Here is a 23,439-nt window from a genome sequence, read left to right as displayed (position 1 = left end):
TTTAAGCGTTCGGGCGAAGCTTGGCGGAACTCCCGGGGCGCGGCGCGGATTGCCAACAACTGTCGTGATACAAGGTTAATGAGGGTTCGATGGCAACCAGAGCCGTGGCGGAACGGGGTGGCGCGCAAGGCGCGGCGCCGGAACGGGTCCCGATGGGCACCGTGATCGACACCGACATCTCCGCCCGGCTCGACCGCCTGCCCTGGGGGCGCTTCCACGTCCTCGTCATCGTGGCGCTCGGCATCACCTGGGTGCTCGACGGCCTCGAAGTGACACTGGCGGGCTCCCTCGTGGGGGCGCTGCGGGCCGAGCCCATGAGCTTCACCGAATTCGACATCGGGCTCGCGGCCAGTTCCTACCTCGTCGGCGCCGTCACGGGCGCGCTGGGCTTCGGCTGGCTCACCGACCGCATCGGCCGCAAGAAACTCTTCTTCATCACCCTGGCGCTGTACCTCGCGGCGACCGCCGCGACGGGGCTGTCGTGGGATATCTACAGCTTCTGCCTGTTCCGCTTCCTGACCGGGGCCGGCATCGGCGGCGAGTATACCGCCATCAACTCGACCATCCAGGAACTGGTCCCGGCCCGCGTGCGCGGCTGGACCGACCTCGTGATCAACGGCTCCTTCTGGATCGGCGCCGCGATGGGCTCGTTCCTGTCCATCGTGGTGCTGCGTCCCGGCATGATCGACCCGGCCTGGGGCTGGCGCATCGCCTTCTTCGTCGGCGGCGGCATCGGCCTGGTGATCCTCCTCCTGCGGACCTGGATTCCGGAAAGCCCGCGCTGGCTCGCCACTCACGGCTACGTCGCCGAGGCCGACCGCGTCGTCACCGGCATCGAGAAGCGCTTCACCGACGAGGGCCACACCCTGCCGCCCATCGACGAGGGCAAGCGCATGAAGCTGAGGACCCGCAGCCACACCCCCCTCAAGGAGGTGTTCGGCACCATGCTGGTCGGCCATCGCAAACAGACCCTGGTGGGTCTGGCCCTGATGGTGGCGCAGGCGTTCTTCTACAACGCTCTGTTCTTCACCTACGCGCTGGTGCTGCAACGGTTCTACGGCGTGCCGGGCGACCATGTCGGCTGGTACCTGCTGCCGTTCGCGCTGGGCTCCTTCCTCGGTCCGCTGCTCCTCGGACGTCTGTTCGACACGATCGGCCGACGCCCGATGATCGCCTTCACCTACGGCATCTCGGCGGTTCTGCTCACGATCACCGGCTACCTGTTCAAGATCGAGGTGTTCGGGCCGGTGGGCCAGACCGCGGCCTGGATGGTGGTGTTCTTCTTCGCTTCGGCAGCGGCGAGTGCGGCCTACCTCACCGTGGCCGAGACCTTCCCGCTGGAGATCCGGGCGCTCGCCATCGCGGTGTTCTATGCGCTCGGCACCGGCATCGGCGGTGTCTCCGGTCCGCTCCTGTTCGGCGCTCTGGTGGAGACCGGCTCACGCGACAACGTGCTGATCGGCTACCTGATCGGCGCGGCCCTGATGGCGGTGGCGGCCATCGTCGGCGGCCTGTTCGGCACGGCGGCGGAAGGCAAATCCCTGGAGGACGTCTCGAAACCTTTGGCAGCGGCCTGACGCCGGCGCATCCGACGCCGGCAAAGCTTGAAACCGCCGGGGATGGTCTGTGTTGGTCTGAGACTGATGGTGTCACACTCAGCTCGGAGGGACCTCATGCGGATCATCCCCACCACGCTCGCGCTGGTTCTGGCCAGCACGTCTTTCACCCTCGCCCAGGGCAATGCGCCGGCCGAGATCAAGCAGCCCGGGCCGCCACGCCTGACGGCGCCCGGGGTCGCGGGCGGCCCTGTGGTCAAGCCCGGCGGCATCGACAATGGCGGTCCGGGTTCGGTCGGGACCATCGCGCCCGGAGCCACCGGCGCGTCGAGCATCTCGAACAATTCGGCCGCCTCCGGCAATGCCGAGCAGAACCAGAAGCCGATCGCCAACACCGGCGGCGGTGGGGGCGCCGGCGGAAGCTGAGGGTTCAGCGCTCGCGGCGGTTTGCGAAGAAGCGCCGCAGCAGGTCGGCGGCTTCCGTCTCGCGGAAGCCGCCATAGATTTCGGGGCTGTGATGGCAGGTCGGCTGCGCGAAGAAGCGCGGTCCGTGCTCCACCGCGCCGCCCTTGGCGTCGTAGGCCCCGAAATACAGGCGCCGGATGCGGGCGAGGGAGATCGCCCCCGCGCACATCGCGCAGGGTTCGAGCGTCACGTAGAGGTCGCATCCGCTGAGGCGCTCGTCACCGAGGGCGAGACAGGCCGCGCGGATCGCCAGGATTTCCGCATGGGCCGTCGGATCGCGCAGGCCCAGCGGCCGATTGTGCGCCACCGCGATCACCGCCCCGTCCTTTACCACCACGGCCCCGACCGGGACCTCGCCCTCCGCCGCCGCCTTTCGCGCGGCATCGAAGGCGAGACTTAAGGGGTCGTCAGCGTCGAGGTGGGTCGGGGGCACGACGGGGATCGGTTCGGACATCTGGAAAAGCGTAGCGCGTTCGGCAAACCACGGAAACTAACGTTAACCCATGCGAATGTTACGCCTGGGAACATCGCCGTGACGTGGCCGTTGGAAAGCCCGATGCGGCTGGATCGATGAATGGTTCGGCTGCCAACGACAGACGAGGAGCGCACGATGAGCAGCACCACCGACAAGATCAAGGGTCTCGCCAACGAGGCCGTCGGCAACGTCAAGCAGGGTATCGGCAACGTTACCGACAACGACAAGCTGAAGGCCGAGGGTAAGGCCCAGGAGCTGAAGGGCGAAGCCCAGAAGACGGTCGGCGATGCCAAGGACGGCGTGAAGAACGCTGCCGACACCGTGAAGAGCAAGCTCTAAGCACCTCCAGACCGCGCGCCGCCTCACGCGGGCGGCGCCGTCAGGCGGGACAGGAAAGGCGGCGCGAGCCGCCTTTTCGCGTGTGGGGCCCGGTCTTAGCGCGAACCCGCGGCTCAAGCGCGCGGGATCACTCGCAACAACGCGTCCGCTCTGTTATGGGGCAGGCATGACCGACAAGACTGATAAGACGATGGGCGGGTCCGAGGACGCGCCTGCCAAGATTTCCCGTTCGAAGGCCAAGGCCTCGACGAAGGCAGCACCCGAGACCGGCGCGACTCCGCCCGTTGCTGCGCCACCCGCGGCCTCCGCGAGCCAGCCCGTGAAGACGAAGTCTTCGAGCGCCAAGGCGTCTGACGCCAAAGGGGCCGGCGGCAAGGCGTCTGATGGCAAGGTTTTCGATGCCAAGGCTGGTTCCTCGAAGGCTGGTTCCTCGAAGGCTGGCCCCTCGATGACCGACGTATCCGAAGCGAAAGCCTCCAAGACCAAGGCTGCAGCCGGCAAGTCTGCCAAGGCCAGCAACGCAACAGCCGATACCTCGACGCCTGAGATCGTCGCCCCTGGACCGGCGAAGGCCAAATCCGACACGGCAGTGTCCGGCAAAGCAGTGTCCGAGAAGGCCAAGTCCGAAGTGGTCAAGTCCGACAAAGCCAAGTCCGACAAAGCCAAGTCGGCGAAGTCGGAGGCGGCGAAGGATGAACCCGGCGCGAACGAGTCCGCGACGACCAAGCCCCGGAAGCTGAAGGCGGCGCCGTCGAGCGAGGGGGCGACGCCCGAATCCGAGGCCCCCGCCTCCGAGGCGGCCAAACCGGAATCCCCCAAATCCAAAGCCGCCAAATCCAAGGCGCCGAAGGCTGCGCCGTCTCAGCCCGAAACGCAGACGGCTGAGCCGGTGGCGAGCGTGCCCGAGACTGCCAAATCCGAACCAGCCAAGCCCGAGACAGCTAAGCCCGAAACAGCCAAGCCCGAAACAGCCAAGCGCGCTAAGGCGAAGGCCGCTGACGCGGTGATTCCGCCGCAAGCCCCGGAACCGAAATCCACCGAGAAGGCCGAGGCCTGGGCGCCGGCGACCGATGCGGGCATTCCCGGGCCTTCGGCCGAGGAAAAGCCCAAGGTTCGGCACGCCGCCATGCCGCGCGGCGGCGACGCGCCCCTGCGCCGCAAGACCCCGCTGGTGAAGGCGCCGATCGCGAAGCCCGAGGCAGCCTCCGCCGATGGACCGTCCCGCGACGCCGGGACGCCCGAGGGCGACCGCATCGCCAAGGCCATTGCCCGTGCGGGCATCGCTTCGCGTCGCGATGCCGAGGCGATGATCGAGCAGGGCCGCGTCACCCTCAACGGCCGGGTGCTGACCTCGCCGGCGATGAACGTCACGCCCGATGACCGGATCACCGTCGATGGGGAGCCGCTGCCGGCCCGCGAGCGCACCCGCCTGTGGATCTACCACAAGCCCCGCGGTCTCGTGACCACGGCGCGCGATCCAGAGGGCCGCCAGACCGTCTTCGACAACCTGCCCGAGGACTTGCCCCGCGTGGTGGCGATCGGACGCCTCGACATCAACACTGAGGGGCTTCTGCTCCTGACCAACGATGGCGGTCTCGCCAAGGTCGTCGCCCACCCGGATACCGGCTGGCTGCGCCGCTACCGCGTGCGCGCCCACGGCGACACCACCCAGGCCGAGCTGGACAAGCTGCGCCGGGGCGTGACCATCGACGGCATGGATTACGGGCCGGTGGAGGCGACCCTCGACCGGTCGTCCGGCGACAACCTGTGGATCACCCTCGGCCTGCGCGAGGGCAAGAATCGCGAGGTCAAGCGCATCCTCGAGCATCTCGGACTGGCGGTGAACCGGCTGATCCGGCTCTCGTTCGGGCCGTTCCAGCTCGGCGACCTCGAAGCCGGCCTGGCGGAAGAAATTCGCACCAAGGTGCTGAAGGAACAGCTCGGTCCTGCCCTGTCGGAGCAGGCCGGCGTCGATTTCGAGAGCCCGGTGCGGGAGCCGATCGCGCCCTTCGGCTCGCCGAAGCAGCAGGCCAAGCAGCCCGCCCGCAGCGCCTCGGCCGCCCAGCGCCGCGACTCCTATGGCAGCGACGACGGGGCGCCGCGCGGCGCCCGCGGCGGCGATCGCCCGATGGCGCCGGCCAAGCCCGCCCGGGTGCCCACCGGCGGCAACAGCGCCGGTCCGCGCCGCTCGGTCTGGCGGGCCGAGGACGAGGCCCGTGCCGAGGACGCACCGCGCCGGGTGAAGATTCCGCGCCGGGGTGCCGATCCGAAGGCCGAGCGCGAAGCCGCAGCCGTCCGCGGCCGCGAGCGTGTCGGCGCCATCAGCACCGGCGAGCGCCGCGTCCTCGTGGAGCGGCTGAAGTCGAGCCCGCAGGAATCCGCTGCCGAGCCGCACCGCCGGGACAGCGCCGGACGACGCCGGGGTGACGAGGCCACGCCCCGCGAGGGCCGCTTCCCCCGTGCCGAGGCGCAGGCCCGCCCGTTCCGGCAGACCGAAGACCGTTCGGACCGTTCCGCCGGCGACCGTCCCGCCCGCAGTTTCGGCGGTGAGGGTCGGCCGCCGCGCCGGGAGGACGACCGCCCGCGGGGGAATTTCCGGCCTCAGGACGGCGCCGAGCGTCGCGGCCCGCCACGCGGCGGAGAGGACCGCCCGCGTGGCCCCTTCCGCACCCATCCGAACCGCTCCGAAGGCGACGACGCCCGCGGCGCCCGCCCGGCCTCCCGTGGCGCGCCGGCCCGCGACGACCGTCGGGACGATAAGCCGAGTGGTTTCCGGGGCGACAAGCCGAGTGGTTTCCGGGGCGACAAGCCCAGCGGTTTTCGGAGCGACAAGCCCAGCGGCTTTCGGGGTAACGACCGCTCGGGCGCCGACCGCAGCGATCGCGGCGGCTTCAAGGGCGGTTCCGCGCGCCAGGATGGCGAGCGCAGCGGCTTCCAGGGAGCCGGCAAGCCGGGCGGTGGCTTCAAGGCCGGTGGCAAGCCTGGCGGGTTCGCTAAGCCCGGCGGTGGCAAGCCGGGTGGCTTCAGCCGGGGCGGCGCAGGCGGCAGCAAGCCGGGCGGGAGCAGGCCCGGCGGCGGTGGTCGTCCGCCCCGCGGTGGGAGCCGGTGAGGATCGTCGGCGGCGACCATCGCGGGCGCCGCCTCGCCACGCCGAAGACCGACGCGATTCGTCCGACCTCGGATCGTCTGCGCGAGGCGATCTTCAATGTCCTCGCCCACGCGTATGACGATGCCGTCGCCGGAGCCCGGGTCCTCGACCTGTTCGCCGGCACCGGGGCGCTCAGCTTCGAGGCCCTGTCGCGCGGCGCCGCCTACGCGCTCCTGGTCGACGAGGGTGCCGAGGCCCGGGCTCTGATTCGCGAGAACATCGAGGCCTTCGGGGCAGAGGGGTCGACCCGCCTGTTCCGGCGGGACGCCACCCGGCTCGGCCCGGTCGGCACCAGCGGCACCTTCACCCTCGTGTTCTGCGACCCCCCCTACCAGCGCGATCTCACCCCGTTGGCCCTGGCCAGCGCAGCGGCCGGCGGCTGGCTCGCGCCCGGCGCCCTCGCGGTGGTCGAGGAGGCGGCCAGCGTGCATGTCGCCCTGCCACCCGGCTTTACCGAGCTGGAGCGCCGGGTCTACGGCGACACGGCCGTTGCCTACGCGCGCTATGCCGGCTGAGATGCGACTGCGACGTTTCGCGTTCTGCGTCGTATACCAGCGCGACCTCGACGTGACCCTCGGTGTATACCGGCGGCACTTTTGCGCAGTTCGGACCCCCGAGGCGGCCGATGCGTTCACCCCGCATGGTCCTCGCCGAACCCCGAGCCGACGCCGCGGAATGGGCTCCGTCCGCATCTCCTATCGCGCCGCGCCCGACCCTCCTCTGGCGGCCGCGCCGCGTCCTCGTGACCCCCGCCGCCCTCGAGCACGCCCATGGCCGTGCCATGGTGGAACGCGCCGCCGCGCTCGGGCTGCCGGTCGAGCACCTGAGTGCCAACCGATTGACGGGACTACGTAATCCGGATCCGCGCATCGCCTATCGCGAGGCCAAGGCGACCCTCGCGATGGTCGTTGCCCCACCCACCAAGCTGAAACTTCAGCCGATCCCGCCGAGCGCCGACTGGCGCTTCGACCTCGCGGAAGGCTGCCCGGCGCATTGCCAGTATTGCTACCTCGCGGGTTCGCTCTCGGGTCCGCCGGTGACCCGGGCCTACGCCAATCTCGACGCGATCCTCGGCAACCTCCCAGCTTATCTCGGCCAAGGCGGGATAACGTCAGCCCAGGAAGAGCGCGCGCAGGAGGGAACGACTTTCGAGGCCTCGTGCTATACCGACCCTCTTGGCATCGAACACCTGACGGGATCACTCTCCGCTGCGATTGAGTACTTCGGTGCGTGGGACGCGCCGGTACAACTACGCTTCACCACCAAATTCGCGGCCGTGGCGCCGTTGCTGGACCTGCCGCATCGCGGACGCACCCGGATCCGCTTCTCGGTCAATGCCCGCGCGGCAGCCCGCTACGAGGGCGGCACCGCCAGCCTCGATGAGCGTCTCGGCGCTCTCGCGGCGGTGGCGCGCGCCGGCTACCCGGTCGGGCTCACGATCGCGCCGATCCTCCCCGTGCCGAACTGGCCGGACGCCTATGCCGCGCTTCTGCGGGACGTTGCCGATGCCCTCGCCGGATTGCCCGACGTCGATCTGACCGTAGAGCTGATCACGCATCGGTTCACTCCCGGTTCGAAAGACGTTTTGCAGGGTTGGTATCCGGGTTCCGATCTTCCGATGCGAGAGGACGAACGCACCCGGAAGATGACCAAGTTCGGTTCACTGAAATACGTCTACCCGCGTGACCTGATGCGACAGATGCGCGAGACTATCACGGCTGCCGTTACACGCGAATTGCCATCTGCGCGGGTGCTGTACTGGACCTGACGGAGCGGGGCGGTCACGAGGTCTGCTCGCCGTCGAAGCGCGTCCGCGCATCCTGGATTGCCGGCAGATTGGCGAAGGCCCAGGCTCCCAGGGCCTGAACGGGGTCCTGCAACGAGCGACCCAACGCCGTCAGTTCGTAATCCACGCGCGGCGGGATCGTCGGATGTACCGTTCGCGATACCAGTCCGTCCCGCTCCAGGCCGCGCAGAGTAAAGGTCAGCATCCGCTGCGAGATACCGCCGATCGTTCGCTTCAACTCGTTGAAGCGCCGCGGTCCATCCGTCAGCGTCATCACCACGAGGATGCTCCACTTGTCACCAATGCGTGCCAGCACGGTCCCGACGATTCGACAGTCGGCGGGGCGGTGATCGCGCGCTGTCGCGGTATCCTCGATGTGCCCGGGTTTCACGAATGTGCCTCCTTGCGCTCGCGCGGGTCTGGTCCTCTATAGCGCCTCGGTACACTTCTGATACCGGGGATTGAACATGAAGCTTCTGCACGTCGACGGCAGCATCCTGGGGGATCACTCCGTCAGCCGCTCCGTCTCGGCCGCGATCGTTTCGCACTTGAAGGCTGGGGCGCCGAATCTCGACGTCACCTATCGCGACGTGGCGGCGACCCCGATCCCGCACCTGTCGGGTGCCTACCTAGCCGGCCAGCAGCCGAACGCGAGCAACACCCCCGACATTCAGAACGACGTCGCCCTGGGACGCGAGGTGCTTGAGGAATTCCTCGCCGCCGACATCGTGGTGATCGGCGCACCGCTCTATAACTTCACGATTTCCTCGCAGCTCAAGGCCTGGGTCGACCGCATACTCGTGGCGGGCCGGACCTTCAAATACACGGAGACCGGCGCCGTGGGCCTCGTGCCCGAGAAACGGGTCATCGTCGCCGTTGCGCGGGGCGGTCTCTACGGTGCCGGGACCCCGAACGCAGCGGCGGAGCACGCTGAAACCTATCTCCGCGCCGTCCTTGGCTTCATCGGCGTCACCAAGCCGGAAATCATTGTGGCCGAGGGCATCGCGCTCGGTCCGGAGGCCCGCGAGAAGGCGCTCGCCGAAGCTCTCAAGGCCGCCGCCAACCTGCCGGCGGCTTAAGGATCACAGGCCCCGCGATCTAACGCCGGCCGAACAGCCGCTCGATGTCGTGGAGCTTCAGCTCCACAAAGGTCGGGCGGCCATGATTGCAGGTGCCTGACAGCGGCGTCGCCTCCATCTCGCGCAGCAGGGCGTTCATCTCCTCAGGGCGGAGGCGGCGCCCGGCTCGGATCGAGCCGTGACAACTCATACGTGACAGGATCGCGTCGAGGCGCCGCCCGAGGGGGCCACCGCTGCCATCGGTTCCGTCGGGACTGCTGTCTTCAAGCCCGCTCTCGGTCATCGCATCGAGGATATCGGTGACGAGACCGCGGATCGAGGCATTCGCCAGGGCCGCCGGTACCTCGCGCACCAAGACCGCACCGGTACCGAAAGCTTCCAGGGTGAGGCCGAGTCGGTCTAGGTCGGGTGCCGCCGCAACCAGACGCTCCGCATCGCCCGGCGCCATCTCCACCACATCAGGAACAAGCAAGCCCTGGCGGGCAATGCCGCCAAGCGCCCGCTCGCGCTTCAGACGCTCGTAGACGAGCCGCTCATGCGCTGCATGCTGATCCACCAGCACCAATCCGTCGGCGGTCTGGGCGACGATGTAAGTTTCGTGCAGTTGCGCCCGCGCCGCGCCGAGCGGATGCCCGACTGTCTCGGGCAACTCTGCCTCCCGGTGCAGATCGGCCGAGGGCGCCGCGAAATCATCGGCGAACTGAGCCTGAGTTGGGCCGCTGAGTTGGGCCGCAGGCTCTTCGTCGATCAGCGTTTGGGGCGTTTCCCCGAGCCCCGTGAAGGCGGAGGACTGGTACGAGCCCTGGCGGTAGCCGATCGGAGCCGCGAAGGATGGAAGTCCTCGGGCTTGGCTTGGGCTCGGTACCGGATATGGGCTTGCGCCCGTATGAACCTGGAGGCTCGCCGGGCGCAGCGCGTCAAGGGTTCGGGCGGCGCTTGTGGTCGAACCGCGTAGGCCTGCCTGCCGCAGCGTCTCATGAATCGCGCTGACGATCAGTCCTCGGATCAGGCCAGGGTCGCGAAAGCGTACCTCTGTCTTAGCCGGATGCACGTTGACGTCGACTAGGGCCGGATCGCACCGGATCGTAAGTGCCAGGACAGGATGCCGATCCGAACTCATGGTATCCGCGTAGGCACCCCGAACGGCACCAAGCAGGAGCCGGTCACGAACCGGGCGGCCGTTGACGGTGAAGTGGATCTGGTTGGCCGCCCCGCGATGGTAGCTCGGAAGGCCGATATGGCCCGACAGGGCAAAGCCTTCGCGCGCCATGTCGAGGACCAGCGAATTCGTGCCGAAATCAGTCCCAAACACCGCGGTCAGCCGCCGCAGGGTCGCGGCCGGACCGGTCTCGGCCTCCGCTGGGAAGACCGCCGGTGTCCCAGATTCCGAGCGCAACGCCAGACGGATCTGCGGCTGCGCCACAGCAAGCCGGCGTAGGATATCGCCGATCGCCGTCGTCTCGGCCCGGTCGGATTTGAGAAACTTCAGGCGCGCCGGGGTGGCGGAAAACAGGTCCACTACCTCGATGCGGGTTCCGCGCGCGCTCGGTGCCGGCCGAACCTCGCCCTTCACGCCGGCATCCACCGTCAGGGTGGCGCCAGTTTCGGCCTCGACCGTGCGACTCGTCAGCGTCAGGCGGGCGACGGCGCCGATTGAGGGCAGCGCTTCGCCGCGGAATCCGAGCGTCTCGATACGGGTCAGATCGCCGCCCGGGAGTTTTGATGTGGCATGGCGCTCCACCGCAAGAGCCAAGTCATCGGCGCTCATGCCCGCGCCGTCATCGACGACGCGGATGAGCCGCCGTCCGCCGGCCTCAATCGTCACCTCAATGCTGCGCGCACCGGCATCGATGGCATTCTCGACGAGTTCCTTGACGGCCGAGGCAGGGCGTTCAACCACTTCGCCCGCTGCGATGCGGTCGACGAGAATCGGATCGAGGCGGCGGACAGGACGAAGCGGCGCGGACATGTGGGAGAAACTATAGGTGTACAAGGACCTGCCCGAAAGGTCGTCTTTGAACCGAGCCCTCGTGCCCCATAGCTATTCGGTACCATGAAGTGTCTGTCGGACCGTGGCGAGGCTGCCGGACCGATGCCTTGAAGGTCTCAACCGGAAGGTCCGGTCCATCCATGAGTGTGACACTTCAGCGTTGCCGTACGGTCTGGGGGCGGACGGAGCATCGTGACGCCCTTCCCAGCCTTCGGGTCGTCACCGATGCCGTGTATCAACCCGTGACCGCAGACGGCCGCTGGGGCCTGCTCGATGCTGCCGGAAACACGATCGAGGCGAGTGGCGAACCGGTCGTATCGGAGGTCACCGATTGTGCGGAGGATCGACCAACTCTCTACGTCGGACCGCTGATCACCCATTACGGCCACTTCCTGTTTGGCACCTTTGCACGACTGTGGCCGCTCCTCACCTGGGACGGCCCGAAGCCGCGCCTACTGTGTCATCCGCTCGGGCCACCTGAAATACGGCGCGAGACCTGGGCGGCGCTGCCCTTCCTGATCGAGATTCTCTCCCGGTTCGACATGACGCTCGACGATCTCGCGACGTTCGAGCGGCCGACCCGCATTCCGCGCCTCATGGTGCCTCAGCCGAGCTTGCACGAGCAGGACTTCGTCCATGACGTACACGGCACCCTGGCGCGCTTCGTCGGACAGCCTTTCTGGGACCCGGCCCTGGTCGATACAGAACCGCGACCCGTCTACCTTTCCAAAACGCGTCTGGGCACCGGAATCTCGCGCCTTCGCAACGAGCAGATCCTATGTGAGGCGCTGGAGCGCGGAGGCGTCGACATCGTCTATCCGGAGAGTCTGCGCCTGTCCCAACTCGTGCGCCTGCTATCCGAGCGGCGCATAGTGCTCGGGACGGCGGGGTCGGCCTTCCACGCTGCTGTCTTTGCTGCGCCGGGCCGGCGCATTCTCGGCCTGAACTGGGCGGCGCATATCAACGCCAACTTCCTGCTCCTCGATGCCCTGAACGGAACCCAGGCGCACTACTACTCCGCCATCGGCGCTGAAACAGGTGAAGAGGCTGGGTTCCACTTCGGCTGGTCCCTGCCGGATCCGACCGCCGTCGCCGTTGAAATACTGGCACGCGCGCGGGCCTTCGATACCCTTGATACCCGGGATGCGGAGGAGGACGCGGTCCGACGGCATGCCGGACGGGTATCGCCCCTGCAGCGGGTCGGGCGTTGGCTTCTGCGGCAGATCTGATCGGTCAAGTAACGCCCGAGCGCAGGAGGTCGTGGTAGTGCACGAGGCCGACCGGGCGCTCGTTATCAACAACGATCAGCGCGGTGATCTTCATCGATTCCTGAATTTCGAGCGCCTTCGCCAGGAGTGTCTCGGGCGCGATGGTGCGGGGCTTGCCGCTCATCAGGGACTCGACCGCAAGACTGTCGAGGTCACTGCGGAACACGTTGCGGCGCAGGTCGCCGTCGGTGACGATCCCAGCGAGCCGACCGTCGGCCTCGACCACAAGCACCGATCCAAAGCCCTTGGCGTCGATCTCGGCAATGGCGGCGCGCATGGATGTCCCGCGTGCGACCACCGGTAACTGCGAGCCACTGTGCATCACCTCCCGGACTTGTCGCAGGGAGGCGCCTAGGCGTCCGCCCGGATGATAGATGCCGAATTCCCGTGCCGAGAATCCGCGCGCCTCCAGAAGAGCGATCGCGAGCGCGTCGCCGAGCGCCAGCTGCATCGCCGTGGAGGTCGTTGGGGCAAGGCCGTTCGGGCAAGCCTCGCGCGCTTTCGGCAGCGTCAGGCAAATGTCGGCTTCGCGGCCGAGAGTGGATCCCGCATTGGCCGTAATGGCGATGAGGCCGACCCGGTATCGCCGCGCGTAGCCGATGATGTCGGCGAGTTCCGTGGTTTCACCCGACCACGACAAGGCCACGACGACATCCTCCGGCTGGATCATGCCGAGATCGCCGTGGCTCGCCTCGGCTGGATGCACGTAGAGCGCCGGGGTCCCGGTGGAGGCCAGCGTCGCGGCGATCTTGCGCCCGATATGGCCGGATTTGCCCATGCCCGTCAGGATGGCGCGACCCTGCGCCCGCGCGATCCGCGAGACGGCCGCCGTGAAGGCGTCGCCGAGCCCATTGCCGATCGAGTCCATCAGGCAGGCGAGACCGTCGCGTTCGGTCTCGATGGTGCGCAGGGCGGAGGCCACGGCGGCAGACGGGGCATTCCCGGCGGCGTCGATGGGATGGCGCGCGGCCAAGGCGGTGTCTGCTGGAGCCATCCCGGCCCGTATCCTTCTGGTCTGATCGCGCGCGCGTGAGCCGCGACGGTGTCGGCTGGCTATGAACAGCGATTGTGGTCGGATGGCGACTCCGATGGGCCTATGCGGGTCTGGCCGCCTGCGTTGACGGGCCATTAACCGTGCTCGTTGTAGCCCTCTTAACCATGGTGCCGGGCCGCTCACGCCAAGCGTGGCCACGGGCCGCCCGCCAGGCGGTCCCGCCGGCAGTCCTCGTCTCGAAGCGCCGTATCTGGCGCGAAGGTCAGCGGAAAGACGTCGATCCGTGACAGGTGCAGGGCCGATTTCAGGATGGCGCGTTCGAGGCTCGGGCTTCGCGCTGGCTGCCCTCCTGATACTACCCCCCTTGGCGGCTGCGGCGCAGACCCTGCCGTCGGGGGCCCCCGACAGCGCGTCCGGAACGGCCAATGTGGGCGACGTCCTGCCCCTCAATTCCGGCCTGCGCGGCAGCACGATTTCGGGTAGCGGCGTCCTGAACAGCAACGGCAGCACCACCGACGACGGGGCCGGCAGTGGCGGGCTCGCCACGCGCGCCTTGGCCGGCAGCCGTTCGGGCAGCGCCATCGCGTCCGGCGGGACCAATGGGGCCAACAATCGCGGCCCGACCAACATCCTGAAACTTCGAGCGATTCCGCCACGCCGGTTCGGAAGCGCCACCGTCCGTCCGGTCCGGTCGATCACGCAGGTGCCGAGCTACGACCTGCGCCTGACGCCAGTGGTGCGCAGCGCCGTCAGCGGGGTGCCGCTGCCGACGCTGCTCCCCCTGGCCGGCGTGCAGACGCCGGGGTTCTTCCTGTCGACGGCTTTGCGCCGGCCGATCACCATCGACGAGGCCTACGCGCCGCTCGGTATCAAGTTCGGCACCTTCACGATCCTGCCCGCTCTGCAGCAGAGCATGGGTTACGACACCAACCCCGACCAGATCACCAACCGCCTGGCCAGGCCGTCTCTGGCGCTGCGGACGGACGGTGAGGTGAGCTTACGGAGCGACTGGTCGTCAAGCGAACTCACCGGCGATTTGCGGGGGGGCTATGTCGATTTCCCGGATAATGAGGGAGCGAGCCGCCCCAACGGGTCGGGCGTGACCCGGCTGCGGATCGACGCGAACCGCGATACGCGGATCGATGTCGAGGGCCGTTTTCTCCTGGAAACACAACGCACTGGCACCCCCGACCTGGCGGCCACGACGGCAACCCGGCCGCTGATTGCGAGCTACGGCACCACGCTCGGCGTCACCGAGCGCTTCAACCGGGTGCAGGTGTCGGTGCGCGGCCTGCTCGACCGGTCCGAATTCGAGGATGCGCAACTGTCCGACGGCACCATCGTGCGTCAGAGCGACCGCAACCTGAACCAGTACGGCCTGCAACTCCGGGCCGGATACGAGATCTCGCCAGTCATCACGCCGTTCGTCGATGTCCTGGCCGATACCCGCGTCTACGATCTACGGGTGGATTCCTCGGGAATTCGCCGCGACTCCGATGGCGTGACCTTAGCGGGCGGCGCGACCTTTGCGCTGACCCGTTTCGTGACCGGCGAAATCTCGGGCGGATTGCAGCACCGGACCTATGTCGACCCGTCGCTGCGCGACCTGACGGCGCCGGTCGTGAACGCGGCGCTGATCTGGAGCGCGAGCCCGCTCACGACGGTGCGGCTCAATGCAGCCACGGGCGTCATCGAGACGTCGGTACCGGGTTCGAGCGGAGTTCTTACACAAACCGCGACCCTGGAAGTCCAACACGACCTCCTGCGCAATCTCTCGCTCATCGGCGGGGTCACGTATCTGTCGAACGACTACGACCGGGTGAATATCACCGAGCGCGGATTCTCGGCGACGGCGCGCCTCGACTATCGCTTCAATCGCTGGCTGGCGATGCGCGGCAGCTACATCTATCAGCGCCTGGACAGCTCCTCGGCGGGATCGAGCTTCCACGCCAACACGTTCCTGCTCGGCCTGCGGGTCAATCCCTAGCGGCGGTGCCGCGTCCGGAGTGACGGACGCGACCCGCGTTTCGGGCCTTGGTATACCGAAGCGACGCGTCGCGGTGACGGACCCGACAGGCGTTCCGGACCTTGGAATACCCGCAGGGTCGTGTCGCGGTCACGGCCGGTCAGCGCACCATCGCGAGGGAGGCGCCGGATTTCGAAAGTGCGCCGTCGAGGGCTGCGCCACCCTGGCGCAAACGGGCCGCGACGGTGCCGCCCGGCTGGTACAGGTAGACCTCGCCGTCGCGGTAATCCCAGGCCGTGACCTTGGACAGGTCCTTGTTCGGGCAGCCCGAGGCGCTGGCCTTGTAGAGGTCGAGAGCGGGGGCGCTCGACAGCGAGACCTTGCAGCTCGCGCCGGTGGCGTCCTTGGCGTTCCAGGTTCCGACCACCGAGGATCTGCCGCTGGCGACCACCGGCGGCGGCAGTGGCGCGACGGGCGTCGGGTCGGGCGCGATCACCGGCGTCGAGGGGGCGACCGAGACGTTGGCGCCGACCGGCGGCGGAAAGTCGGTCGGTGAGGCGGAGGCGCCCGGCGGCGGGGCCAGCGGCTCGGAGGTGACGGGTCCGGACGGCATGGCCGGGGCGATCGGCTCGAGGGCGGCCTGGGGACCGGGCGCGGCCCGACCGCGCATGGGGCCTTCGAGGCGCTGCGAGGCACAGGCGCCGAGGCCGGCGGCGAGCGCGAGAATGGCGGCTGTCGACAGGAGCGAACGCGGCATCGATGGCAAAATCCGAAGGGGAGCTGGGTCGGGGCCGAGGCCCCGCGTTATGGCCTGCGTCACCGTCAATTGCGCTGGCGGCAAGGCGCCGAAGGGGGCGAGCACGGGTTTTGCCGGGACGGCCCGACATTTGCCGCCCGGTGTGGCGCTCGTGCCTCAGGACGAACCGCGGAATCCCGTGCGCCATTTACCACGCGGAGGGATGCGCCTTGTCTCCGCGGCCGCCACCTGCAAGCCTCGGATAGTCCTCAATCTCGGGGGCGCAACACTCGCGTCCGCCATGCGCCGCCTGCACAGCATCGATTCGATTCGCGGCCTGGCTGCGCTGGCGGTGATCTACGCGCACACCGTCGAGTTCGGGCTGAAGACCCGGCTCGGGCCGTTTCCCGCCGAGCAGGCCGTCCTGGCCGGGCTCACGGAGTGGCTCGACCTCGGCAAGATCGCCGTGACGATGTTCTTCGCGGTCTCGGGCTTCGTGGTGCCGTTCTCGCTGTTCAAGCCGAGCCGCCGGCCGATCCTGGCCTTCGCGATCTCGCGGTTCTTCCGCCTCTATCCCGCCTATTGGCTGTCGATTCCGTGCGGCCTGCTGGTGCTGTTCATCTGGGCCGGGCGGGACATTCCGGCTCTCCTGGTCCCGACCAACATCACGATGCTGCAGCAATTCGTCGGGGTCGAAAACATCATCGGTCTGTATTGGACCCTGCAGATCGAGCTGATCTTCTACGGCCTGTGTGTCGCCCTGTTCGCCATGGGTCACCTCGACCGGCGCGGCAGCGTCGTCGCCACCACCCTTCTGATGATCGCCGCCGCCGTGGTGCTGGCTGGCTTGCGCTACCACCTCCAGCGCAAGGTCCCGGTGGCGGTTCCCCTCGCGCTGGCGGTCATGCTGTGGGGTTTGTGCCTGCGCTACCATGTCTTCGAGCGGCGGCCGGGCTGGGGCGGGGCCTTGGCCCTGGTCACGGGGGCGCTGGTCTGCGCGGTGCCCCTGGTGTCGGTGCTCGCCTACGGGCGGGACATGGGCTTCCAGGAGAACTGGATGAAGTACACGATCACCTATTGGCTCGCGATGGCGCTGTTCTGGCTCCTGAGCGTCGGGCTGCGGATCGAGGGCCGGGTCTTCGTCTATCTCGGCGCCATCAGCTATTCGATCTACCTGTTCGGGCCGGTGGTGCAGGTCGTGCTGGAGCACGTGCTCGCCGGATATGAGGCGGTGATCCCGATCCACCTGTTCGCGGGCGCGACCGCTCTGGCCACCGTCGCGGTGGCGGCCCTGGTCTATCGCTGGATCGAAGCGCCCGCCATCGACCTCGGGCGCACCATCACCCGCCGCATTATCGAGCAGCCCGCGCCCGTCGCCGCACCGGCACCCGCCCTCGGTCGTTCGGAACCCTGAGCGGGACCGGATCGGAGCGGGATCGAAGCCATGGTCCGTGGAGAGCCCGGCGCCGCGGAAGGGTTCGACGCCCGGTCCGCCGCCTTCTTCGGGTCGGGGTGGCTCACACGTCCCGCATCCCGACCTGATGCGGCTCCCCTGCCCCGCACCAGCTTCCCTGCCCCGCAACCAACATCCAAACCCTAGCGAAACCGTCCGGCCGTTCGCGCGACCGGGTTCGTTCCCCGTCCGGCGATACGGCGGACAACGCATATCAGTTGGGACGAAGGGGCGGAGCCGATTGCCCGACCGCCCGTCCCAGGAATTGACGGTCCGTAACGTTCAATGACCTGCTCGCCGTCAGAGGAGATCTGCCGTCGTCTCCAAGACAGGTTCGTCCGGCTTCAGCACGATCCTGCGAGATGTCGGCGGATGGCGCATGAACGACGCCGGCTGCGGTGAAGAACGGGTCGGACCGGTCCGAACTCCCGCGAGGACAGGCAACGCGATGCGGGGTCCGGCATCGATCGCGCGCATCTCCGTTCGTCCGGCCATCGGGTTCCCGTTCGGATCAGGATCGGTACGGCCGAACGGCCCCGGCGTGCCGCCACCTCGGCTTTTCGGCTAGGGCGAAGGGCGGGTTCGTCGGCCTGCCGCCGCAGCGCTTCCGTGCCGCCGCAGCCGCTTCCGTGCCGCCGCAGCGCTTCCGCGCCGCGGCGTGCAATGGAGACGTGTCCCGGTCAGGCCGCCCGGATGGCCTGGAGGAACGTCGCGACCTCGCGCTGGACGTTCACCGACTGCGTCGAGAGTTCCCCGGCCGCCATCATCACCTGCTGCGCGGCGGAGCCGGTCTCGCCGGCCGAGGCCAGCACCCCGGCCACGTTCATCGAGACGTCCTGGGTGCCACGGGCGGCTTCGATGGCGTTGCGGGAGATCTCGCCCGTGGCGGCGGTCTGCTCGACCACGGTCGTCGCGATGGAGCCCGTGATGGTGTTGACCGACACGATGGTCTGGCTGATCTGCCGGATCGCCGCGACGGCCTCGCCGGTCGCCTGCTGGATCGCCGTGATGTGTCCGCCGATCTCGCTGGTGGCCCGGGCGGTCTGGCCGGCGAGTTCCTTGACCTCCGCGGCGACCACGGCGAAACCGCGTCCCGCCTCACCGGCGCGGGCCGCCTCGATGGTGGCGTTCAGCGCCAGCAGGTTGGTCTGGCCGGCGATGCTGGAGATCATCGTCACCGCCTCGCCGATCCGGTCTGCGGCCTCGGTCAGCCGGGCCATCGTCATGTCCGTCGCCTGCGCGTCCCGGGTCGCGGCGGCGGCCACCACGTTCGACTGCTTCACCTGGCGATCGATCTCCTGCAGCGAGGCCACCATCTCCTCGGCCGCGGAGGCGACGGTCTGCACGTTGGCGGAGGTTTGCTCGGCCGCCGCGCTGGAGGCGATCGCCCGGGTGCTGGTTGCATCGGCCACGCTGGTCATGGACCGGGCGGTGGCGTCGAGTTCGGTGGAGGCGGCGGTGACGATGCCGATGGAATCCCCGATCGTCCGCTCGAAGCCCTGCACCAGTTCGTCGACGCGGTCGGCTCGGCGCTGACGGGCGGATTGCTCGGCGACCTGTTGCGCTTCCAGGTCGCGACGGGCGATCGCGTTCCGCCGGAACACGTCGACGGCCTTGGCCATTTCGCCCATCTCATCGGTGGCGTCCTGCGACGGCACGATGACCTCGGTCTCTCCGGCGGCCAGGCGGCTCATGGCGTGGGTCATCCCGGCGATCGGCTGGATCAGGCTGCGGGTGATCACGAAGGCCATGCCGCCACCCAGAATCAGCGCCACCGCGATCAGAACCCACTGCACCCGCTCACTGAGAGCCGCGGTCGCCTCTGTCATCGCGGTGATCTCTTTCATCCGCGCGTTGGTCACGGCGTGGGCCTTGAGGCCGGCGGCCTCGATGGCGGCAATCTTCGGCTTGATGCTCTGCTCGAACTGGACCCGGCTCTCCTCCATGGCCTTGGCAGCCTCCTGGAACGCCTCGACATAGGTGTTCAGCGCGGTCTCGGTGCGGGCGATCGCCACGGTGAACGCCTGGTCGGGATCAAGGCCCCGCAACGCCTTGCCGGCGGCCACGGCTTTCCGGGCGTTCTCCGCAAAGGTCGCCGGACCCTTGGGGTCGAGCGTCGCCAGGAAGCGCCAGTTCGACATCCGCGTCAGAAGGATCGCGCTCTCGAACGTCTGGGCCTGGCTGATCTGGGCCGCGCTACCGTTGGCGCGGATGTCCTTCAGCAGGTCCTGACTCAGGCGGCTCAGCACGTTGCCCCCGTCGAACAGGCGGGTCCGGGTCTCGGCCAGGGTGGCACCACTCGTCCCCAATCGGACGACGTCCTGCCCCAGACTCCGGCCACCATCCGGCATCTGGGCATAGAGCTTCCGGCGCTCTTCCGAGATCGTGTTCCCCATCACCAAGTCGCCGGTCTCGACGATCTTCTGGCGAGTCTGTTCGAGGGCGACCAGGATGTCCGGCTTGGCCGTGGCCTTGTACTCGAGCGTCTGGGCGATGAATCGGTCGGTCAGGCCCGTGACGGTGTAGATGTTGCGGGTATTCGCCTCGACCCGGTTGCGGCGCCCGTACTGGTCGGTGAGCTGGGCAAGCTGGTGATTCGAGGCAATGCCCAGAACGCCGATGATGACCATCAGCGTGCCGAAGCCGGCATACAGGCGGGTGCGAATACCGAACTTCATGGTAGAGTCTCACGGTGCAAGATTTCTTCGTGAGACCTTCTATACAATATAGCCCGTAAAATTCAGTTAAAAGATCAGTATTTTAATATGTAATTGTCATGGACCTTTGCCTATAGTTCCCGCCTGATCTTCGCGATGGCCTCGTGCCGGGTTCTCCTACGGGGCGATGCCGTCGATGGCGAGGCGCAGGTGCTTCGGGCCGCGCAGGGCCGAGCCCGACCGGTAGGGCGGCGGATCGGCGGTCAGGCGCGGGTTCTTCAGGCGCCGGGCGAGCGCCACCAGGGCAGCCTCGACCTCGAAGCGGGCCAGCGGGGCTCCGACGCAGTAATGCAGGCTGCCGCCGAAGCCGAGATGGCGGTTGTCGGTGCGGTCCGGGTCGAAGCGCTCCGGCTCGGCATAGACCGCCGGGTCGCGATTGCCGGAGGCGAGCAGCAGCACCAGGGGCGCGCCTTCCGGGATGGTGACCCCGTCCTGCGTGATCGGGCACAGGGTCGTGCGGGTCCGGAACTGGACCGGGGGCTCGAAGCGCAGCAACTCCTCGACCACGCGGGGCGCGCGGGTGGGGTCCTCGCGCAGGCGGCGCAGCTCGTCCGGGTGGCGCAGCAGGGTCAGCATGCCGTTGGTGATGAGGTTCACCGTGGTCTCGTGGCCGGCGACCAGCATCAGGATGGCGGTGGCGATGAGGTCGAAATCACTCATGCGCGGGCGGCCGTCGACGCCTTCCGTCGCCAACCCCGACAGCATGTCGTCCTGCGGGTCCTTGCGCTTCTCGGCGATCAGGCCCTGCATGTATTCGGAAATGGCATCGAAGGTCCGGCTGTTCTCGGCCCGCAATGCGTCGTCCTGGAGGGTGTCGGGCTCCAGAGCGGTGGCGAGCTGCGTCGCCCAGCCGTGGAAGCGCTCCTCGTCCGAGGGCGGGATGCCGAGAAGTTCGCAGATCACCGTGACGGGCAGCGGATAGGCGAGGTCGTCGACGATATCGATGCTGGTGGCATCGCCGAGCTTGTCGAGGATCTCGTCGACCAGCACATGCGAGCGTGCCCGCATCGCCTGGACCCGCTCCGGGGTGAATTGCTGCATCACCGCCGCCCGCAGGCAGTCGTGGTCCGGCGGATCGCGGAAGATGAAGGGCCGGTGGGTGTCGGTGAGGTGGTCGCGCACCGGCTTGACCAGCCAGTCCTTGAAGGGGTTGCCGGTCTTGGGCCGGTCGGCCGGCGGCAGCGTCTCCGAACTCACCCGCGGATCGTGCAGCAGACGCGTGATCGCCGCGTGGGTGGCGGCCACATAGGTGCCGTCCTCCTGGCGCGAGACCGGGCAGGTGCGCAGCTGCGCGAACAGCGGATAGGGGTCGGGCCGGTTGGCCTCGTCCTTGATCCGCGCGAACAGGGTGTCGTCGGTCATGACCGATCCTTGCGGGCGGGTTCCGGGAAGTCGGGCGGCAGCACGGTGAAGGGGCCGGCATCGACGCCGGTGGGCTCCGGCGGGAACGGCGCGCCCTCGGCGATCAGGTCCGCATAGGCCGGGAGCCAGCGGGCGCAGTCGAACGCCACGGCGGCGATGCAGCGGCCTTCGCGGCCGTAGACCGCCAGGAAGCGGCCCTCCTTCAGGCTGCCGCGGGCGATGCAGAACCCGTCGGCGCCCTCGGTGAGTCCCACCGACTTGAGGGTGATCCCGCCCTGGCTCGACCAGAAGGCGGGGACGTCGCGATAGGGCTCGGGCGCAAGCCCGGCGAGCAGGCGCCCGGCATGGCGCCCTTGCGCGACGGCATGGCCCCAATGCTCGAGGGCGATGCGGCGGCCGGGATAGAGCGGGTGGGGGAAGCGGGCGACGTCGCCCGCCGCCGCGATGCGGGGGTCGGGCGCGTCTGCCGCGTCGAGGACGTAGCCCTGCGCGTCGCAATCGATCCCGCCCGCGTCGAAGGCGAGGCCCGAGCCTTCGAGCCAGGCGGTGTTGCGCACCGCCCCGAGGGCCACCACCACCACGTCCGCCGCGATGACGCTGCCGTCATCGAGGCGGGCTCGCACGACGCGGCCGGTGCCGTCATCCTCCAGGGCCTCGACCTTCACCCCGCTGCGCAGGGTGGTGCCGAGGCGCTCGTGCAGGGCTCCCACCACCGCGCCGAGATGCTGGCCGAGCACCCGGGCGAGCAGGGTCGGCCCGGTCTCCGCCAGGGTGACCGGCAGGCCGAGGGTCCGGCACGCGGCCGCGACCTCGCAGCCGATGAAGCCGCCGCCGATGATCAGGACGTGGCCGGGGCCGGCGGCGAGATCGCGCCGCAGGGCCTCTGCCTCGTCGCGGCCCCGCAGGGTGTGGACGCCCCGGAACGCCGCCTGCGCGGAATCGCGCCAGGGCCGGGCCGAGGCGCCGGTGGCGATCAGGAGACGGTCGTAGGGCAGGGTCTCGCCGCTCGCCAGGGTGAGGAGCCGGCGGGTCCGGTCGAGATGCGTGGCGGGAGTCCCGAGGCGCCAGTCGGCCTCCAGCGCGACGAGGTTCGGCAGGGTCGTGGCGTCGGCGGCGACCTCGCCGGTCAGCACGGCCTTCGACAGGGGCGGCCGGTCATAGGGGCGATGGGGTTCGGCCCCCACGATGGTCAGGGGGCCGGCGAAGCCCGCCTCTCGCAGGGCCTCGGCGCCGCGAAGGCCGGCGAGCGAGGCGCCCACCACCACGACCCGCGTCTCGGCATCGCTCATCGACGGGCAGCCCCGGCATCCTCGACGCGGATGGCCTGGACCGGGCAGGCGATGCGGGCGCGCTCGATGTCGTCGCGGGCGCCGGCGGACGGGGCGGGATCGTAGTGCAGCGCCTCGCGGCCCTTCAGCACGAAATGGTCCGGCGCCGCATAGCAGCACTGGGCATAGGCCTGGCAGAGGTTGAGGTCGACCGTGACCCGGAGTCCGCCGGCGGAATGGCGGGCATCGGGCGGGGAGGCTGCGGGTTCGGGAACGTCGGTCATGCTTGCGCAATGGACCCGACCCGGCCGGGGTTCCGCCCCGGGGGCGTGGTTACAGGACGCGGTGCATCACCAGGGCATCGACCAGGCCGAGATCCGGGTGCCGGAACACCCCCGGCAGGCGACCGACCTGGGCAAAGCCGAGGCTCGTCCACAGGGCGACCGCGCGGGTGTTGGTGGCCACCACGAAGTTGAACTGCATCGCGGTAAAGCCGGCGGCACGGGCGGTGTCGAGGGCGTGTGCGCCCATGGTCCGGGCAACGCCGCGCCCGGTGGCGTCGGGCCGGGTCATGAAACTCGCATTGGCCACGTGGTCTCCCCCGCCCGCCTGATTCGCTCGCAGGGTGTAGGTGCCGAGGATATCGCCCTCCGCTTCGGCGACCAGAACCCGGTGGGCGGGTGCGAACCAGTAGGCCAGCATCGCCGCCCGGCTGCCGTCGCGGGGCAGCGCGTAGGTCTCGCCGGCGCGGATCGTCGGTTCGAGGATCGCCCAGACGACGTCGGCATCGGCGGGGCCGGCCGGTCGGATCGTGATCGTCATCGCGCGGGCTCCCGG

General features: G+C 68.8%; 20 protein-coding genes. 10 read left to right on the top strand and 10 right to left on the bottom strand.

Annotated elements, in window-relative coordinates; translation table 11 throughout:
• The first annotated feature begins 89 nt into the window (after positions 1–89).
• Both J7U37_RS02075 and J7U37_RS02070 read left to right on the top strand, forming a co-directional pair.
• Entirely contained in the window at positions 90–1,577 is a 1,488-nt protein-coding gene (locus J7U37_RS02075; RefSeq protein ID WP_056479863.1) for an MFS transporter, read from the top strand.
• A 96-nt stretch (positions 1,578–1,673) separates the two neighbouring features.
• Positions 1,674–1,982 carry a hypothetical protein gene (locus J7U37_RS02070; RefSeq protein WP_056180368.1) on the top strand — a complete coding sequence of 103 codons (309 nt, stop codon included), beginning with the start codon at positions 1,674–1,676 and terminating at the stop codon, positions 1,980–1,982.
• A gap of 4 nt (positions 1,983–1,986) precedes the next feature.
• Here J7U37_RS02070 and J7U37_RS02065 read toward each other — a convergent pair whose 3' ends face one another.
• Positions 1,987–2,475, bottom strand: a complete 489-nt coding sequence (locus J7U37_RS02065; protein ID WP_247634663.1) for a nucleoside deaminase — start codon at positions 2,473–2,475, stop codon at positions 1,987–1,989.
• A 156-nt stretch (positions 2,476–2,631) separates the two neighbouring features.
• Between J7U37_RS02065 and J7U37_RS02060 the strand changes: the two genes are divergently transcribed.
• From J7U37_RS02060 to J7U37_RS02045, 4 genes are all read left to right on the top strand, one after another.
• Positions 2,632–2,835 carry a CsbD family protein gene (locus tag J7U37_RS02060; RefSeq protein ID WP_056180530.1) on the top strand — a complete coding sequence of 68 codons (204 nt, stop codon included), beginning with the start codon at positions 2,632–2,634 and terminating at the stop codon, positions 2,833–2,835.
• 1,126 nt (positions 2,836–3,961) lie between these two features.
• Positions 3,962–5,944, top strand: a complete 1,983-nt coding sequence (locus tag J7U37_RS02055; protein WP_247634736.1) for a pseudouridine synthase — start codon at positions 3,962–3,964, stop codon at positions 5,942–5,944.
• A complete protein-coding gene (gene rsmD, locus J7U37_RS02050) occupies positions 5,941–6,498 on the top strand; it encodes a 16S rRNA (guanine(966)-N(2))-methyltransferase RsmD (protein WP_247634662.1) in 558 nt (185 codons plus the stop codon). Before J7U37_RS02055 ends, rsmD begins: the two co-directional genes overlap by 4 nt.
• 125 nt (positions 6,499–6,623) lie before the next feature.
• On the top strand, positions 6,624–7,751 hold the full coding sequence (locus J7U37_RS02045; protein WP_247634735.1) for a spore photoproduct lyase family protein: 1,128 nt from the start codon (positions 6,624–6,626) through the stop codon (positions 7,749–7,751).
• A 13-nt stretch (positions 7,752–7,764) separates the two neighbouring features.
• Here J7U37_RS02045 and J7U37_RS02040 read toward each other — a convergent pair whose 3' ends face one another.
• On the bottom strand, positions 7,765–8,160 hold the full coding sequence (locus J7U37_RS02040) for a helix-turn-helix domain-containing protein (RefSeq protein ID WP_247634661.1): 396 nt from the start codon (positions 8,158–8,160) through the stop codon (positions 7,765–7,767).
• A gap of 76 nt (positions 8,161–8,236) precedes the next feature.
• Here J7U37_RS02040 and J7U37_RS02035 point away from each other — a divergent pair, with 76 nt between their 5' ends.
• Positions 8,237–8,848, top strand: a complete 612-nt coding sequence (locus J7U37_RS02035) for an FMN-dependent NADH-azoreductase (RefSeq protein WP_056479847.1) — start codon at positions 8,237–8,239, stop codon at positions 8,846–8,848.
• A 19-nt stretch (positions 8,849–8,867) separates the two neighbouring features.
• Here the strand turns inward: J7U37_RS02035 and mutL are convergent, their stop codons facing one another.
• Positions 8,868–10,817 carry a DNA mismatch repair endonuclease MutL gene (gene mutL / locus J7U37_RS02030; protein ID WP_247634660.1) on the bottom strand — a complete coding sequence of 650 codons (1,950 nt, stop codon included), beginning with the start codon at positions 10,815–10,817 and terminating at the stop codon, positions 8,868–8,870.
• A gap of 161 nt (positions 10,818–10,978) precedes the next feature.
• Here mutL and J7U37_RS02025 point away from each other — a divergent pair, with 161 nt between their 5' ends.
• Positions 10,979–12,067, top strand: coding sequence for a glycosyltransferase family 61 protein (locus tag J7U37_RS02025; RefSeq protein WP_247634659.1), 1,089 nt, complete (start codon positions 10,979–10,981; stop codon positions 12,065–12,067).
• 4 nt (positions 12,068–12,071) lie between these two features.
• Here the strand turns inward: J7U37_RS02025 and J7U37_RS02020 are convergent, their stop codons facing one another.
• Positions 12,072–13,100 (bottom strand): KpsF/GutQ family sugar-phosphate isomerase, encoded by a 1,029-nt coding sequence (locus J7U37_RS02020; RefSeq protein ID WP_247634658.1) that lies wholly within the window; start codon positions 13,098–13,100, stop codon positions 12,072–12,074.
• 364 nt (positions 13,101–13,464) lie between these two features.
• Between J7U37_RS02020 and J7U37_RS02015 the strand changes: the two genes are divergently transcribed.
• Entirely contained in the window at positions 13,465–15,087 is a 1,623-nt protein-coding gene (locus J7U37_RS02015; protein ID WP_247634657.1) for an outer membrane beta-barrel protein, read from the top strand.
• A 139-nt stretch (positions 15,088–15,226) separates the two neighbouring features.
• Here J7U37_RS02015 and J7U37_RS02010 read toward each other — a convergent pair whose 3' ends face one another.
• The gene (locus tag J7U37_RS02010; protein ID WP_247634656.1) at positions 15,227–15,823 is read right to left on the bottom strand and encodes an AprI/Inh family metalloprotease inhibitor; all 597 of its coding nucleotides are present in this window, start codon (positions 15,821–15,823) and stop codon (positions 15,227–15,229) included.
• A gap of 280 nt (positions 15,824–16,103) precedes the next feature.
• Between J7U37_RS02010 and J7U37_RS02005 the strand changes: the two genes are divergently transcribed.
• Entirely contained in the window at positions 16,104–17,216 is a 1,113-nt protein-coding gene (locus J7U37_RS02005) for an acyltransferase (RefSeq protein ID WP_247634655.1), read from the top strand.
• A 719-nt stretch (positions 17,217–17,935) separates the two neighbouring features.
• On the opposite strand, the gene J7U37_RS02000 is transcribed toward J7U37_RS02005, so the two are convergent.
• From J7U37_RS02000 to J7U37_RS01980, 5 genes are all read right to left on the bottom strand, one after another.
• On the bottom strand, positions 17,936–19,933 hold the full coding sequence (locus J7U37_RS02000) for a methyl-accepting chemotaxis protein (protein WP_247634654.1): 1,998 nt from the start codon (positions 19,931–19,933) through the stop codon (positions 17,936–17,938).
• 156 nt (positions 19,934–20,089) lie between these two features.
• Positions 20,090–21,334: a cytochrome P450 gene (locus J7U37_RS01995; RefSeq protein ID WP_056479817.1), complete on the bottom strand. Its 1,245-nt coding sequence runs from the start codon at positions 21,332–21,334 to the stop codon at positions 20,090–20,092.
• Complete coding sequence (locus J7U37_RS01990; protein ID WP_247634653.1) at positions 21,331–22,623, bottom strand: FAD/NAD(P)-binding oxidoreductase; 1,293 nt, start codon at positions 22,621–22,623, stop codon at positions 21,331–21,333. The genes J7U37_RS01995 and J7U37_RS01990 overlap by 4 nt, the downstream gene beginning before the upstream one ends.
• Positions 22,620–22,886, bottom strand: coding sequence for a ferredoxin (locus tag J7U37_RS01985; RefSeq protein WP_056180410.1), 267 nt, complete (start codon positions 22,884–22,886; stop codon positions 22,620–22,622). The genes J7U37_RS01990 and J7U37_RS01985 overlap by 4 nt, the downstream gene beginning before the upstream one ends.
• A 49-nt stretch (positions 22,887–22,935) precedes the next feature.
• The gene (locus tag J7U37_RS01980; protein ID WP_247634652.1) at positions 22,936–23,424 is read right to left on the bottom strand and encodes a GNAT family N-acetyltransferase; all 489 of its coding nucleotides are present in this window, start codon (positions 23,422–23,424) and stop codon (positions 22,936–22,938) included.
• Positions 23,425–23,439 lie beyond the last annotated feature (15 nt).

The sequence above is a fragment of the Methylobacterium sp. 37f genome (genome assembly GCF_023093475.1).
Lineage (GTDB): Bacteria > Pseudomonadota > Alphaproteobacteria > Rhizobiales > Beijerinckiaceae > Methylobacterium.
Note: the sequence above shows the minus strand (reverse complement) of the source record. Positions and strands in the feature narration are given on the sequence as shown.

Coding starts and splice junctions, on each gene's coding strand:
- J7U37_RS02075 (WP_056479863.1), top strand. CDS start 90: ATGGCAACCAGAGCCGTGGCGGAACGGGGTGGCGCGCAAGGCGCGGCG.
- J7U37_RS02070 (WP_056180368.1), top strand. CDS start 1,674: ATGCGGATCATCCCCACCACGCTCGCGCTGGTTCTGGCCAGCACGTCT.
- J7U37_RS02065 (WP_247634663.1), bottom strand. CDS start 2,475: ATGTCCGAACCGATCCCCGTCGTGCCCCCGACCCACCTCGACGCTGAC.
- J7U37_RS02060 (WP_056180530.1), top strand. CDS start 2,632: ATGAGCAGCACCACCGACAAGATCAAGGGTCTCGCCAACGAGGCCGTC.
- J7U37_RS02055 (WP_247634736.1), top strand. CDS start 3,962: ATGCCGCGCGGCGGCGACGCGCCCCTGCGCCGCAAGACCCCGCTGGTG.
- J7U37_RS02045 (WP_247634735.1), top strand. CDS start 6,624: ATGGTCCTCGCCGAACCCCGAGCCGACGCCGCGGAATGGGCTCCGTCC.
- J7U37_RS02035 (WP_056479847.1), top strand. CDS start 8,237: ATGAAGCTTCTGCACGTCGACGGCAGCATCCTGGGGGATCACTCCGTC.
- mutL (WP_247634660.1), bottom strand. CDS start 10,817: ATGTCCGCGCCGCTTCGTCCTGTCCGCCGCCTCGATCCGATTCTCGTC.
- J7U37_RS02025 (WP_247634659.1), top strand. CDS start 10,979: ATGAGTGTGACACTTCAGCGTTGCCGTACGGTCTGGGGGCGGACGGAG.
- J7U37_RS02020 (WP_247634658.1), bottom strand. CDS start 13,100: ATGGCTCCAGCAGACACCGCCTTGGCCGCGCGCCATCCCATCGACGCC.
- J7U37_RS02010 (WP_247634656.1), bottom strand. CDS start 15,823: ATGCCGCGTTCGCTCCTGTCGACAGCCGCCATTCTCGCGCTCGCCGCC.
- J7U37_RS02005 (WP_247634655.1), top strand. CDS start 16,104: ATGCGCCGCCTGCACAGCATCGATTCGATTCGCGGCCTGGCTGCGCTG.
- J7U37_RS02000 (WP_247634654.1), bottom strand. CDS start 19,933: ATGAAGTTCGGTATTCGCACCCGCCTGTATGCCGGCTTCGGCACGCTG.
- J7U37_RS01995 (WP_056479817.1), bottom strand. CDS start 21,334: ATGACCGACGACACCCTGTTCGCGCGGATCAAGGACGAGGCCAACCGG.
- J7U37_RS01990 (WP_247634653.1), bottom strand. CDS start 22,623: ATGAGCGATGCCGAGACGCGGGTCGTGGTGGTGGGCGCCTCGCTCGCC.
- J7U37_RS01985 (WP_056180410.1), bottom strand. CDS start 22,886: ATGACCGACGTTCCCGAACCCGCAGCCTCCCCGCCCGATGCCCGCCAT.
- J7U37_RS01980 (WP_247634652.1), bottom strand. CDS start 23,424: ATGACGATCACGATCCGACCGGCCGGCCCCGCCGATGCCGACGTCGTC.